Here is a 13,136-nt window from a genome sequence, read left to right on the forward strand (position 1 = left end):
ATGCATCCATGAAAAACATGAAACTGGAGTGGAAAAGAGGTGACTGGGCGGCTTATTTCGGGTTGATGACCAACAACCTGACCAATTTGCTGACCATGATGGGGTTGCTCATTTTTGTCGTCGGCATCCCGAAGGAGATTGTTTATGGACGCATCGCGCCGGCCTTCGGGCTGGCGGTGCTGGTCGCGAGTATCTGCTACGCGTGGTTCGGCATGCAGATGGCGCGCCAGACCGGGCGCACGGACGTGACAGCGCTGCCGTCCGGCCCCAGCGCGCCGTCAATTTTTACCGTGACCTTCCTGGTGCTGATGCCGGTGTATCAGCAAACGGGCGATGCGGAGTTCGCTATTCAGATTGGCCTGGTCTGGTGCTTCGTTGAGGCGATGATTCTTGCGGGCGGTTCATTCCTGGGCGAAACCATCCGCAAGATGATCCCGCGCACCGTGCTGCTGTCATGCCTGTCCGGTTTAGGCCTGCTGCTGCTGGCGATGAACCCGATGCTGCAGGCGTTTGAAGCGCCGACCGTATCGTTCATCGTCCTGCTGCTGATCTTCATCAACTGGTTCGGCAAAAAGCCGATTTTCGCCAGAATCCCTACCGGCCTGCTGTTGCTGATAGCCGGTACCGCACTGGCGTGGATCTCTGGCCTGCAGAGCCCGGAAGCGATTAAAGCGTCCATGTCATCCTTCGGCTTTAACCCGCCGCAGGTGCATGTGGAAGGCTTCCTGCAGGGCCTGCCGCACGCGCTGCCGTATCTTGCCTCTGCCGTACCGCTGGGGCTGGCGAACTACATCTTTGACCTGGAGAACATCGAAAGTGCCCACGCGGCGGGGGATGAATACCCGACGCGTAAAGTCATGCTGGCGAACGGTCTGGCCTCCATGCTCGGCTGCCTGATGGGGAACCCGTTCCCGGTGACGGTTTACGTCGGCCATCCCGGCTGGAAAGCGATGGGGGCCAGCATCGGCTACACGCTGGCCTCCGGCGTGACCATGTTCATTGTGCCGCTTTTCGGGCTGGGGGCGTTTATGCTCGCCATCATTCCGATGACCGCCATCGTGCCGATTCTGGTGTTTATCGGCGTGGTCACCGCCAACCAGGTGGTGAGGGAAACGCCGAAGGTGGAAGTGCCCGTGATCTTCATCTGCCTGTTCCCGTGGATCGCCAACTGGGCGCTGACCATGATGAACAGCGTGATGGGAGCGGCGGGCACGAATGCCGCCAAAATCGGTACCGACGTGCTGCACAGCAAAGGGATCTACTACGAAGGATTAGTCCATCTGGGGAACGGGGCACCGCTTGCCAGCATGCTGTGGGGCTGTATCGCCATCTTTGCCATTATCAACAAACCGCTGCGCGGAGCCGTGGCCGCGGCGGGCGGGGCACTGCTGGCGCTGTTCGGGGTGATCCACGCCCCGGTGGTGGGTTTTGCCGAAGGCAGTTCGCTGATGTTCGTCACCGCGTATCTGATGATGGGCGGCATGTTTGTGGTGAAGCATTTTCTCGACAGCCGGGAAGTTGCGAGCGCCGCGTCGGGTAATGTTGCGAAGGAACACGTATGAAAGAGCTTATGGTCGTTGCCATCGGCGGCAACAGCATTATCAAAGACAACGCCAGCCAGTCGGTTGAACATCAGGCGCAGGCGGTCAAAGCGGTGGCAGACACGGTGCTCGAAATGCTGGCCTCCGACTATGACATCGTGCTTACCCACGGCAACGGTCCGCAGGTGGGGCTGGATCTGCGCCGCGCTGAAATCGCCCACGAGCGGGAAGGGCTCCCTCTGACGCCGCTGGCAAACTGCGTGGCGGACACCCAGGGCGGCATTGGCTACCTGATCCAGCAGGCGCTGAACAACCGCCTTGCCGCGCGCGGCGAGCAAAAGGCGGTCACGGTCGTCACGCAGGTGGAAGTGGATAAAAACGATCCCGGCTTTGCGCACCCCACGAAGCCGATCGGCGCGTTCTTCAGCGAGGCGCAGCGAGACGAACTGCAGCTCGCGCACCCGGACTGGCACTTTGTTGAAGATTCGGGCCGGGGATATCGTCGCGTGGTGGCCTCCCCGCAGCCGCTGCGCATTGTCGAGGCCGACGCGATCAAGACACTGACGCAAAAAGGCTTCGTGGTGATCGGCGCGGGCGGCGGCGGTATTCCCGTGGTGCGCTCGGCGCAGGGCGATTACCAGAGCGTCGACGCGGTGATTGATAAAGATCTCTCCACCGCGCTGCTGGCGCGCGAGATCGGCGCCGACGTGCTGGTGATTACCACCGGCGTGGAAAAGGTGTGTGTCAACTTCGGTAAGCCAAATCAACAGGCGCTGGAGACCGTCGACGTAGCGGAGATGACGCACTACATGGAAGAAGGTCATTTCCCGGCGGGCAGCATGCTGCCCAAAATCGTCGCCTCGCTGGCGTTTTTACATCACGGCGGCAAGCGCGTGATCATCACCTCGCCGGACTGCCTGCCCGCCGCGCTGCGCGGAGAAACCGGTACCCATATTGTGAATGAAGGAAGATAAGATGAGTGAAAATAAAAGCCGCCGTGAATTCATCAGCCAGAGCGGCAAAATGGTTACCGCCTGCGCGCTGTTTGGCGCGACCGGATCCGTCGCGTATGCTGCTGACTCCGCAAAGCCACTCTGCGAGACCGGTAAGCCTGTGAATATCACCGCGAAACATTACTATCTGGACAACGTGCTGCTCGAAGCCGGGTTTAATTTTGACGGCAACGTGGCGACGAGCACCCGCACCGAGCTGAAGACGCTGGAGATTCAAGACGGGAAGATCGTCGCCCTGCGCGATAACAAGCGCCACGCCGACGCCACGCTGCCGCACTACGACGCGGGCAACAAGCTGATGCTTCCGGCGATGCGCGACATGCACATTCACCTGGATAAAACCTTTTACGGCGGCCCGTGGCGTTCCCTCAACCGCCCGGCAGGTACCACCATTCAGGATATGATCCGCCTGGAACAGAAGCTGCTGCCGGAGCTTCAGCCCTACACCCAGGAGCGAGCGGAAAAGCTGATCGATCTTATCCAGTCGAAAGGCTCCACCATAGCCCGCAGCCACTGCAATATCGAGCCGACCTCCGGCCTGAAGAATCTTGAAAACCTGCAGGCGGTTTTATCGCGCCGTAAGCCCGGCTTTGACTGTGAAATCGTCGCCTTCCCACAGCACGGGCTACTGCTGTCCCATTCCGAAAAGCTGATGCGTGAGGCTATGCAGGCCGGGGCGCACTACGTGGGCGGGCTGGACCCGACCAACGTCGACGGCGCGATGGAGAAATCTCTCGACCTGATGTTCCAGATTGCGCTGGACTACGACAAAGGAGTGGATATTCACCTGCACGAGACCAGCCCAGCGGGGGTGGCGGCGGTGAACTACATGGTCGAAACCGTGGAGAAAACGCCGGAGCTGAAGGGGAAGCTGACCATCAGCCACGCCTTTGCGCTGGCGACGCTTAACGAAAAGCAGGTGGATGAGATCGCCACCCGCATGGCGGCGCAGCAGGTGACCATCGCCTCCACCGTGCCGATTGGCACCCTGCATATGCCGCTGAAGCAGCTGCGGGACAAGGGCGTGTTTGTGATGACGGGAACCGACAGCGTGATCGACCACTGGTCGCCGTACGGTCTGGGGGACATGCTGGAAAAAGCTAATCTCTACGCCCAGCTCTACATCCGCCCGAACGAGCAGACGCTCTCCCGCGCATTAGGTATCGCGACCGGCGACGTGCTGCCCCTGAACGACAAAGGCGATCGCGTATGGCCGAAAGCGCAGGATGACGCCAGCTTTGTGCTGGTGGACGCCTCCTGTTCCGCCGAAGCCGTGGCGCGCATCTCTCCGCGTACCGCAACGTTCCACAAGGGTAACCTCGTCTGGGGCGTTGTGGATTGATGTGCATTTCTCCCTCTCCCTGTGGGAGAGGGGGGGAGGGCATCAGGCCGCACTTATGTAGGCCGGGTAAGCGCTGCTTCCACGCCCGATGCTGGTGCCGATCGCCGCGCGCACGGCTCAGTAGCCGACCTTGTATACCCGCCCGCTCTGCACGCCCTCCACGCTGCGGCGATAGGCTTGCGCCACCGTCGCGGCAGGCACGCTTTCGAAGCCCGGGAAGAAGCCATCGTACGTTTCGACGGATTCGGTGAGAACCGTCGGGCTAATCAGATTGATGCGGATCCCGCGCGGCAATTCGCAGGCTGCGGCGCGAACAAACCCTTCCAGCGCCGCATTCACCGTAGTGGCATTTACGCCCTGCGCAATCGGCTCGTGCGCGACGATCCCGCTTATCAACGTAATCGAGCCGCCTTCGTTCAGGTAGTGCTGGCCGGTCAGCGCCAGGCGCACCTGTCCTAGCAGCTTATCCTGTAGCCCCTGGTTAAAGTCGCTATCTTTCATGGTCGCGAGCGGGCCAAAGTAGAGGCCACCGCTGGCGGACACAATGGCATCCACCGGACCGATTTTCTCGAACAGCGCCTGAACGCTCGCCTGCGAGGTGATATCCACCTGCTCGTCGCCCTGCGTGCGGCCGACGCGGATGACCTCGTGGCGACGACTCAGCTCTTCCGTTACCGCACGACCGACCGTACCGCTGGCACCAATAATGACGATTTTCATAGCCGACTCCTTATGTTGTGAGCCTTCATTCTTTAATAAATTAAAATACGGATAAACTGGGCTAAAGTTAGAAGATTGCTAACCAGAGGTTTGGAATATGGATAAGCTTCGCAGCATGGAGACCTTTATTGCGGTGGTTGAAAGCGGCAGCTTCACCGTTGCGGCAGCACGGCTCGAGATGTCGGCGGTGATGGTGGGGAAGTACGTTGCGCTGCTGGAATCCCAGCTTGGCACCCGCCTGCTGGAGCGTAACACGCGCCGTCAGAGCCTGACGGATGCCGGACGCGTCTATTTCGACGAGGCGAAGCGGGTGCTGGAGCAGGTCGCGATCGCCGAAAGCGCCGTGGAACGCCTGCGCGCCGCACCGTCCGGGACCCTGCGCGTGACGGCGCCCACCTCGTTTGGCGGCAGCGCGATCGCGCCGCTTACGGCCTCTTTTTTACAACGCTACCCGGAAGTGCGCATCGAGCTGGATCTCACCAACCGGATGGTGGATCTGGTGGAGGAGGGTATCGATCTGGCCATTCGTATTGGCGACATCCACAACGACGATCTGGTGGCGAAATACCTCTGCCCTTACCGGATGGTTATCTGCGCCGCGCCGGACTACCTGGCACGCTACGGTACGCCGCAAACCCCTGCCGATCTGGTGGATCATCTCTGCCTGTCCCACAGCGTGTGGACCGCGCGCAACGAGTGGCGGCTGCCGGGCGTCGAGGGCGAGGTGCGCTGGAAGCGGGATGCGGTCTTAAAATGTAATGACGGCTACGGGCTCCGGATGGCCGCGAGAGCCGGAGCGGGACTGCTGCTGCAGCCGGAGGTGCTGGTGGCGGAAGATCTGGAAAGCGGCAGGCTGGTGCGGGTGCTGGAAGAGTATATTCCGGCGCCGAGACCCGTGCATTTATTGTGGCGTCAGGATTTACGTCAACTGCCTAAGCTGACGGAATTTATCGCCCATATTCTGCTAAGATTGGGCACACTATAAAAACAGAAGGTAAGCAAAGAATGTCCGTGAGTAAACTCGCCAGCAGCGCGCAGGGCCTGCAATCATCTGCCATCCGTGAATTATTAAAACACAGCAAAATGGCGGGCGTGATCTCGCTGGGGGGCGGTATTCCAAACCCAGACCTGTTCGATCGCGAAGGGCTGAAAATTGCCGCTGATGCCGTATTATCTCAGCATTTTGGCGAGGCGTTCCAGTACGGCCTGACCGAAGGCGTGCCGGGACTGCGGGAAGAGATTCAGCGCATTTGCGAGGGGCGAGGCATTCGCTGTAAGGCGGATGACGTGGTCGTGACCTCTGGTTCACAGCAGTCCCTCGACGTGCTGGCGCGTGCTTTGATTAACCCGGGCGATATTGTCGTCGTCGAGCGTCCAACCTATCTTGCTGCGCTGCAGGTATTCGGCCTGGCGCAGGCGAATTTTGAATCCGTCGGCACCGACGGTGACGGCATGAAGGTCGACGAGCTCGAAGTGCTGGTGGCAAATAAAACTATCAAAGCGGTCTATATTGTCCCGACGTTTGGCAACCCGGGCGGCGTGACGCTTTCTGAGGCGCGTCGTAAACAGCTGGTGGAACTCTCGAAGCGCTATGACTTCGTGATCATCGAAGACGATCCGTATAGCGAAATTAACTATACCGATGAAGTCTTCCGCCCGTTAATTGCTCATGCCAAAGATATCGGCAACGAAGAGAACGTGGTGTATACCTCTACCTTCTCTAAAATCCTCGCGCCGGGCACTCGCGTGGGCTGGGTGGTGGTACCGGAATGGCTGAAGCGCGCGGTGGTGAACCTGAAGCAAACCACCGATCTGCACACCAGCACGCTGTCGCAGCTGATGACGTATGAGTATCTGAAGACCGGCCGTCTGGCCGATCAGATTAAAACGATCCGCGAAGCCTATCGCCAGAAATACCAGACGTTCGCAACAGAGCTGGAGGCTGAGCTTGGCGACGTGATGTCTTTCCACAAGCCGAAGGGCGGCATGTTCCTGTGGGCGAATATGAAAAATGGTAGTAATACCACCCGCTGGCTGGAAAAAACGTTAAGTAACGGCGTAGTATTTGTGCCGGGCGAATTTTTCTACTGCAATGAGCCAGACCATTCCACGCTGCGTATGTCATTTGTCACGCCAACGGATGAAGAGCTGAAGGAAGCGGTTCAACGCCTGAAAAAATCGCTGTAAAAGACCTGCGCATAATGGCGTTCCTGCCGTTATGCGCAATATGCGTTCAGGGCGGCAGGGGCCGCGATCGTTCATGGTGATCTCCATGTTTGAATTTCTGATCGGTGTTGTGACGCACACGCCCGTCTGGGTGTGGGTGCTGTTTATCTTCCTTATCTCCCGCGGCCTTAAAGCCCGACGGCCCGCCACCGTGACGCTGGAGCGGCTTGCCATTATTCCGGGCATCTTTCTTATCTGGGATATTTACGATCTGATAGTCTATCGCACGCTGACTCCCGGGACTGTTGCATTGTGGACGGCGGGGATCCTTGCCGGTGCCGCGCTGGGGTATGTCCTGATTAAGCAGGCTGTGATTACCCGCGCAGAGGCGCCGCGCAGCCTTTACCGCCAGGCCGACTACACCGCGCTGCCGTTTATGATGCTGGCGTTCGGGGTGAAGTATGTGCTGGGCGTGATGAGCGCGGTCTCTCCCCAGGCGATGCAGCAGCCCGCCATGAGCGTGCTGGCGATCGTCTCCGGCGGCGTGTTTGCCGGTGTGTTTATTGGGAAATTTGCGCGCTATGTTGGCGTGTATAACAGCGCCGCACCTCGCCCGGCGGAGTAAGATCTCCGCGCCTGTTCGAATCAGGCTACATCCGGTTGGCCAGATTTTCGCTTAGCCATGACGTCCGCAACGGTCTTTATACGGCTTAGTTCCTCCTGCGTCCTGGCGTTAGATTGCGCTTCCCAGATATCGACGTTCAGCTGTAAGTTCAGCCAGAATTCAATCGTGGTATCAAAGGCTTTTGCCAGCTTGATCGCCATATCGGCAGTAAGCTTGCGATTGTTATTGACCAGCGCGCTGATGGTGTTGCGGTGAACATTGAGCATCTCCGCCAGATCGCTGATTTTCAGATTGAGCGGTTCAAGATACTCATACTGCAACACGTCGCCCGGCGTGGTGGGTTTGCGGAGTGCCTGTTGAAGTGTCATAGATGATGCCTCACTTGTGTTGCGTGTACTTGTGTGGAGAGAGGTAGAGATCTTCTGCTTTACCCTCTGTCCAGCAAAATACGAGCCTGTATTGCCTGTTTACCCGGATGGAGGAATAGCCCTTCAGCGGAGGATTCAATGCTTCATACATATTGCCCGGTGGCGATCGCAAATCCCTGTGCGAGGTTGCTGCCCTGATGATATCGAGCTTTCTCGCAAGCGCTGTTTCCAGATTTGAAGGGATAACATTGCTCGATCTGCCGTAAAGAAAAAAATCCTCAAGCCATTGATCCCGAAAATAACTAATCATAATGCTGGCGAGCTCCAGTCCGTGAAGCTGAATGAATAGTAATGCACTCCTGCACTGTGCGCAAGTGCGTTTTGTCTGCGGTTAATATTACCTGGGCGATGGCTGAAGGGAAGTGGGATGCATGACTAAAGATTAATCCTCCGAGGCAGGTTCCAGTTCTGGCGTGCGGTTTAATGCCCGGCGGCGCTGCGCTTGCAAGGGCCTGGGGGGATGTAGGCCGGGTAATGCGCAGCCGCCACCCGGCGATTGGCTATCGCTCCCTTAGCGCCTCTTTCGCCCGGTTGAACGGTTTAATCAGATAATCCAGCACCGTTTTCTCTCCGGTCTTAATGTCCACCGTCGCAATCATCCCCGGTACAATCGAGAAGTGCCTGCCCGCCTTATTGACCAGGTAATCCTGACTGGTGCGGATAAACACCCTGTAATAGAACACCTCCGGCTTGGCCTCATCCTGAATGGTATCCGGAGAAATCGTCTCAACGACCCCGTGCAGGCCGCCGTAAATGGCGTAATCGTAGGCGGTGATTTTGACCAGCGCCTCCTGGTTCGGGTGGATAAAGGCGATATCGCGCGGCGACAGGCGAGTTTCGATCAGCAGGTGATCGTCCACCGGCACAATCTCCATCAGCTCGCCGTTGGGCGGGATCACCCCGCCGATGGTGGTCACCTTGATATTTTTCACGATCCCGCGCACCGGGGATTTTACCGTCAGACGGGTGACGGAATCCTGGCGGCCCTTGAGGATGGCTGAAACCATATCCACCTCAGCGTTGGCTTTGGATAACGCCTCGCGCGCCTGGACGTAATACTGCGAACGCACGTCGGTGAGCTTCAGCTCCAGATCGCTTTTCTGCCGCTGCAGGCGCAGCACCTCCACGTGGCTGGCGGCCCCGGTTTTCACCAGCCGCTGGGTAATGGCCAGCTCTTTATTGGCGAGATCTAACGCGGCGCGAAGCTCCCGCTGGGTATCCTCCAGCTGCGCGCGGCGCGAGTTGTACAGCCGCGTTTCGTCGGCAATCAGATCCGGCCATTTCGCCAGTGAAGGGGGGAACTTCAGCGGGAGATCGTTCACCTCGGCGTACAGGCGGGCGCTGGAGGCCAGTGAGGCGCGGTAGCGCGCCGCGCTTTCGCCGACGTTCGACTCAGATCGCGTCGGGTCAAGCCGCGCCAGCACCTGTCCGGCCTGCACCTGATCGCCTTCGTGGACGTTCAGCTCGGTGAGGATCCCGCCGTCGAGAGACTGTAAGACCTGCTCGCGCGAGCTAGGGATTACTTTACCCGAACCGGTTGACACCTCATCCAGCACGCCAAACCACGCCCAGACGCCCAGCACCACAAACATCAGCAGCGAGAAGATCACGATCCGGCGCGCGCCGGTGTAGCCGCTTTCGGAGTCGAGGGCGTTATCCAGATCGTCCATTGCCGCCACGTCACGCTGACTGATTTTCATTTTTCCACTCCCGTCCGGTTGCTGCCTGCTGCTGTTGCTGCTGCATACGGCTGTTGCTCAGCGCCTGGGCTTTTGGCGCGTCCATCACCAGCATCCCTTCTTTTAACACCACGACGCGCTCCACCAGTTCCAGAACCGGTACGCGGTGCGTGGCGACGATCAGGGTGCGATGCCCGAGCCAGTCGCCCAGGCGCTGGATGAATTCCCGCTCGGTGTGCTCATCCAGCGACGCGGTGGGTTCATCCATCAGCACAATATTCGGATCGCGCAGGAGCATTCGCGCCAGCAGAATCGACTGGCGCTGCCCGCCGGAGAGCCCTACGCCGTTTTCCATGATCGGATAGTCCAGCCCCTTGGGCAGCTTCTGGACGAAGCCCGCCGCGCCGGTCAGCTCCAGCGCCTCGAAAATTTCTTCGTCGGTGGCGCGCGGCATGCCGAGGGTGATGTTTTCGCGCAGGGTGCCGTAAAACAGCCGCGCGTTCTGAGTCATAAAGCCGACGTTGCGCCGCACGTCCGCCACGTCGAGATGCGGCAGGCTGAAGCCGTCGAGCCGCAGTTCGCCCGCCGCCAGGTCCATCCCGCCCGCCATCGCCTGCAGCAGGGTTGATTTGCCCGCGCCGTTGCGCCCGAGGATCGCCACTTTTTCTCCCGGCCTTATCTCCAGGAGATTAATGCGCAGCGCCATGCGCGGATCGTCCGGCTGATAGCGGAACTGCGCCTGCTCGAAAAGATAGTGTCCGCGCAGGACGTCCTGGCGGATCGGCGTCTCCTCGCGCTGGTTTTCGGTGGGAAGCTGCATGATGCTGTCCAGCCCCTCTTTTGCGGCTTTGACCTGCTGCCAGCGCGCCAGCACGCCGCACAGCGTCGCCATTGGGGCGATCATGCGGGAAGCCAGCATCGACGCGGCGACCACCGAGCCGGTGGTCAGGGTACCGTCGATCACCATCGGCGCGCCGACCACAATCACCCCGGCGTAGACCAGGCTCTGAATGGTCATCCCCCAGCTGATCAGGTTCTGCGTCAGCTCGCGAGTGCGCAGGCCGGATTCTGCGGTGATCTGGATATAGCTGTTCCACTGCTGCAAAAAGCGGTTTTCCGCCTGCATCAGCTTGATGTCCTCCAGGCCCTGCACGCTCTCCACCAGCACCGCGTTGCGCAGGGTTGATTCATGCGCCGACTGCTTTGCCAGCTCCGCCAGCTTCTTCTGCAGCAGCAGGCCGGGCAGGACCATGATCACCGCCGCGACCGGGGCGATCCACGCCAGCTGCGGGGCGATGATCGCCAGCACCACCACGAACAGTAAAAAGAAGGGCAGATCGACAATCGTCGAGATGGTGGATGAGGTCACCATCTCACGGATCTGCTCCAGCTCGCGCAGCTGCGAGATAAAGCTGCCGGTGGAGCGGGGGATCGCGCTGTTGCGCAGCCGCAGCGCGTGGCCGAATACGCGATCCGAAACGCGCATATCCGAGCGCTTGCCCAGCAGATCCATAATGTGCCCGCGCGCCACGCGCAGCACAAAACCAAACAGGGTGGCAATCAGCACCCCTATGGTCAGGACGTACAGCGTCGGGTAGGACTGGGCGGGGATCACCCGGTCATAGACCTGCATGGAAAAGACGATCCCGGAGAGCGACAGCACGTTGATAAACAGCGCGGCGAGCATCACCCAGCTGTAGGGGCGGAGATCGCGCATCACCAGCCGGTAGAGCCAGTCCGGACGATATTTGGAGATATAGGCATCCACGCGGCTGTCCTTCAGCGCGGCGAGTGGACGCAGGGCAATAACGTGGCGTATAGCGGGCAGCATCGCCGTCATCGACAGCCGGTTGGTGTAGGTCTCGTCGTCGAAAAAGCTGACTTCCAGCGTATCGTCCCCGTCGAAATGCTCGATCACGCCGATCCTGCCGTCATTCATCGCTACGACAACCGGCAGACGCCAGCTGTTGATCGCCTGTCGATCGTCGGTAAGGAGCTGAAACGACAGCCCTGCTTCGCGGGCCAGCTGGGTGAGGGCGGGCACCATCGGTTTGCCTTTCAGCCAGGGTGCGCCTGCAATCAGCGCGCCGGGCGAGCAGGCGACGCGATAGCGCGTGGCAACAAAACCAAAGGCCTGTGCCCACTGCGCCAGCGCCTCATCCGTCATGTTTTCACCTTGCGGGATATCACGCTGCTTCATGGCTGGATCTCCACGGTCTGGATGGTGCGGTTATCAAGATCGAACGCGTGACGCAGCTGTCCGGTGTTATACAGGCAGTTGAGCTGCAGCTGGTGCAGCTGACCTAGGGTCTGCTGCTGGGTGAAGCGCGCCTGATAAACCTCCTGTTCGGCGTTGAGCACGTCGAGCAGCGGGCGCGAGCCGAGGTCAAGATACTGCTGCTGGTACAGTTCGCGGGTGCGTGCGCTGAGCGCCTCCTGACGGCCCTGAATTTGCAGCGTGCTTTGCAGGCTCATCACCTGGCTGCGGGCTTCCAGCAGTTTCTGGCGGACATCAAGACGCGTGCGCTGAATGGTGGACTGCGCCGCCTCCACCGCGTGTCCGGCAGCGTTACGCCGTGCGGTGAGGCCGCCGCCCTGATAGAGCGGCATCTGAACTTTCACCCATGCGGAATACTGGGTGCGATCCCGCGTGTCGCTGCCCGCGTAGCGATCGTTCATGTAGTGGCGCACCTCCGGCTCCAGCGAGACGGTTGGCGTCATTTGCGCGTCGGCATAGTCCAGGTTAGCCTGGGCGACGTTAGCCTGCGCCCAGGCGGCGAGAACGGCGGGAACCAGGCGGTCGTCCGGCTCGGCGATGTCGCAGCTCCGGCCCAGCTTTTGCGGAAAGTCATTGCTTATCGCGTTCAGGCTGTTCCAGCCGAGAAAGCTCATCAGCGTGGCGCGGGCGCTGTCCAGGCTGGCCTGGTACTGCATCAGCTGAGCTCGCGCGCCTTCGATTCGGGCATCGGTCTGCACCACGTCAGAGAGCGATGTGGCCCCTTCGTCGTTACGCTGGCGGGTCAGCGTGCCAATAGAGGAGAGGGCGTCGAGCTGCTCTTTAGCGGTCTCAACCATCTGCTGCCAGGTTTGCACCTGCACCATGGCGACGGCGGTATCGTGGGCGATAGTGTCGATACTCACCAGCACGTTGGCCTGCTGCTGGGCAACGCCGGCGCTCTCGGCGCGTACCTGGCTTGCCACTTTGCCAAAGTCGTAGAGCATCTGTGAGAGAGAAAGCACCAGCGACGGCGTAAAGCCGTTCTGGTCGCCGTCGTGGGAATAACCGTTGTCCACGCCGGCATTAATCTGCGGATAGTATTTTGACTTAGCGACGTCTACTTCTTCGCTCTGCTGGTAGAGTTTCCCCACGGCTTCGCTGATGGCCGGGTGCCAGGTGACGGCGCGGTTAACGGCATCGCCAAGCTGCAATGAACCGGGTGCGGCTTTGCCAGCCGCAGGTGCGACGCGGCCGTTGAGCGAGGGGAGTTCCTGCGTTTCGCGAAGCTGTCCGGTATTGATGGTGGCCGCCGGATTTGCGCAGAAAGCGGGCACAGATATCAGGCAGCACGAGAGCCACCAGTAAGGCATCTTCATTCCCATGTCATGTCCCTATAAAAAAATA

12 protein-coding genes are annotated in these 13,136 nt (G+C 59.9%); 6 read left to right on the forward strand and 6 right to left on the reverse strand.

The features are described from left to right. Positions 1 to 8 precede the first annotated feature (8 nt). The 3 genes from USH94_RS04260 to USH94_RS04270 are packed head-to-tail and all read left to right on the forward strand — an operon-like array spanning position 9 to position 3,896. On the forward strand, positions 9 to 1,562 hold the full coding sequence (locus USH94_RS04260; protein WP_111965886.1) for a xanthine permease: 1,554 nt from the start codon (positions 9 to 11) through the stop codon (positions 1,560 to 1,562). Next, a complete protein-coding gene (locus USH94_RS04265) occupies positions 1,559 to 2,515 on the forward strand; it encodes a carbamate kinase family protein (RefSeq protein ID WP_111965885.1) in 957 nt (318 codons plus the stop codon). Before USH94_RS04260 ends, USH94_RS04265 begins: the two co-directional genes overlap by 4 nt. A gap of 1 nt (position 2,516) precedes the next feature. Further along, positions 2,517 to 3,896, forward strand: a complete 1,380-nt coding sequence (locus USH94_RS04270) for an amidohydrolase family protein (protein ID WP_111965884.1) — start codon at positions 2,517 to 2,519, stop codon at positions 3,894 to 3,896. 117 nt (positions 3,897 to 4,013) lie between these two features. Here the strand turns inward: USH94_RS04270 and USH94_RS04275 are convergent, their stop codons facing one another. After that, the gene (locus tag USH94_RS04275) at positions 4,014 to 4,616 is read right to left on the reverse strand and encodes a short chain dehydrogenase (protein ID WP_023308908.1); all 603 of its coding nucleotides are present in this window, start codon (positions 4,614 to 4,616) and stop codon (positions 4,014 to 4,016) included. A gap of 97 nt (positions 4,617 to 4,713) precedes the next feature. On the opposite strand from USH94_RS04275, the gene USH94_RS04280 reads away from it, so the two are divergent. From USH94_RS04280 to USH94_RS04290, 3 genes are all read left to right on the forward strand, one after another. Beyond that, positions 4,714 to 5,601, forward strand: coding sequence for a LysR family transcriptional regulator (locus tag USH94_RS04280; protein WP_111965883.1), 888 nt, complete (start codon positions 4,714 to 4,716; stop codon positions 5,599 to 5,601). A gap of 20 nt (positions 5,602 to 5,621) precedes the next feature. After that, the gene (locus USH94_RS04285; protein ID WP_111965882.1) at positions 5,622 to 6,803 is read left to right on the forward strand and encodes a PLP-dependent aminotransferase family protein; all 1,182 of its coding nucleotides are present in this window, start codon (positions 5,622 to 5,624) and stop codon (positions 6,801 to 6,803) included. 85 nt (positions 6,804 to 6,888) lie between these two features. Further along, complete coding sequence (locus USH94_RS04290; RefSeq protein WP_111965906.1) at positions 6,889 to 7,407, forward strand: DUF6622 family protein; 519 nt, start codon at positions 6,889 to 6,891, stop codon at positions 7,405 to 7,407. Positions 7,408 to 7,427: 20 nt separating this feature from the next. Here USH94_RS04290 and USH94_RS04295 read toward each other — a convergent pair whose 3' ends face one another. The 5 genes from USH94_RS04295 to USH94_RS04315 form a co-directional block, all read right to left on the reverse strand. Beyond that, positions 7,428 to 7,775: a HigA family addiction module antitoxin gene (locus USH94_RS04295; RefSeq protein ID WP_063408808.1), complete on the reverse strand. Its 348-nt coding sequence runs from the start codon at positions 7,773 to 7,775 to the stop codon at positions 7,428 to 7,430. 10 nt (positions 7,776 to 7,785) lie between these two features. Next, complete coding sequence (locus USH94_RS04300; RefSeq protein WP_111965881.1) at positions 7,786 to 8,085, reverse strand: type II toxin-antitoxin system RelE/ParE family toxin; 300 nt, start codon at positions 8,083 to 8,085, stop codon at positions 7,786 to 7,788. A 250-nt stretch (positions 8,086 to 8,335) separates the two neighbouring features. Continuing rightward, entirely contained in the window at positions 8,336 to 9,505 is a 1,170-nt protein-coding gene (locus USH94_RS04305; RefSeq protein WP_086374946.1) for an HlyD family efflux transporter periplasmic adaptor subunit, read from the reverse strand. Between the two features lie 10 nt (positions 9,506 to 9,515). Next, positions 9,516 to 11,714 carry a type I secretion system permease/ATPase gene (locus tag USH94_RS04310; RefSeq protein ID WP_111965880.1) on the reverse strand — a complete coding sequence of 733 codons (2,199 nt, stop codon included), beginning with the start codon at positions 11,712 to 11,714 and terminating at the stop codon, positions 9,516 to 9,518. Then, a complete protein-coding gene (locus USH94_RS04315) occupies positions 11,711 to 13,114 on the reverse strand; it encodes a TolC family outer membrane protein (protein ID WP_111965879.1) in 1,404 nt (467 codons plus the stop codon). The genes USH94_RS04310 and USH94_RS04315 overlap by 4 nt, the downstream gene beginning before the upstream one ends. Positions 13,115 to 13,136: the final 22 nt, after the last annotated feature.

It is taken from the genome of Enterobacter sp. 148H3, from assembly GCF_034107425.1.
Classification (GTDB): Bacteria; Pseudomonadota; Gammaproteobacteria; order Enterobacterales; family Enterobacteriaceae; genus Enterobacter; species Enterobacter vonholyi.

What these genes read in the sequence shown, in the direction of transcription:
- USH94_RS04275 (WP_023308908.1), bottom strand. Translation starts at nt 4,616, where the DNA reads ATGAAAATCGTCATTATTGGTGCCAGCGGTACGGTCGGTCGTGCGGTA.
- USH94_RS04300 (WP_111965881.1), bottom strand. Translation starts at nt 8,085, where the DNA reads ATGATTAGTTATTTTCGGGATCAATGGCTTGAGGATTTTTTTCTTTAC.
- USH94_RS04290 (WP_111965906.1), top strand. Translation starts at nt 6,889, where the DNA reads ATGTTTGAATTTCTGATCGGTGTTGTGACGCACACGCCCGTCTGGGTG.
- USH94_RS04315 (WP_111965879.1), bottom strand. Translation starts at nt 13,114, where the DNA reads ATGGGAATGAAGATGCCTTACTGGTGGCTCTCGTGCTGCCTGATATCT.
- USH94_RS04265 (WP_111965885.1), top strand. Translation starts at nt 1,559, where the DNA reads ATGAAAGAGCTTATGGTCGTTGCCATCGGCGGCAACAGCATTATCAAA.
- USH94_RS04285 (WP_111965882.1), top strand. Translation starts at nt 5,622, where the DNA reads ATGTCCGTGAGTAAACTCGCCAGCAGCGCGCAGGGCCTGCAATCATCT.
- USH94_RS04260 (WP_111965886.1), top strand. Translation starts at nt 9, where the DNA reads ATGAAAAACATGAAACTGGAGTGGAAAAGAGGTGACTGGGCGGCTTAT.
- USH94_RS04295 (WP_063408808.1), bottom strand. Translation starts at nt 7,775, where the DNA reads ATGACACTTCAACAGGCACTCCGCAAACCCACCACGCCGGGCGACGTG.
- USH94_RS04270 (WP_111965884.1), top strand. Translation starts at nt 2,517, where the DNA reads ATGAGTGAAAATAAAAGCCGCCGTGAATTCATCAGCCAGAGCGGCAAA.
- USH94_RS04310 (WP_111965880.1), bottom strand. Translation starts at nt 11,714, where the DNA reads ATGAAGCAGCGTGATATCCCGCAAGGTGAAAACATGACGGATGAGGCG.
- USH94_RS04305 (WP_086374946.1), bottom strand. Translation starts at nt 9,505, where the DNA reads ATGGACGATCTGGATAACGCCCTCGACTCCGAAAGCGGCTACACCGGC.
- USH94_RS04280 (WP_111965883.1), top strand. Translation starts at nt 4,714, where the DNA reads ATGGATAAGCTTCGCAGCATGGAGACCTTTATTGCGGTGGTTGAAAGC.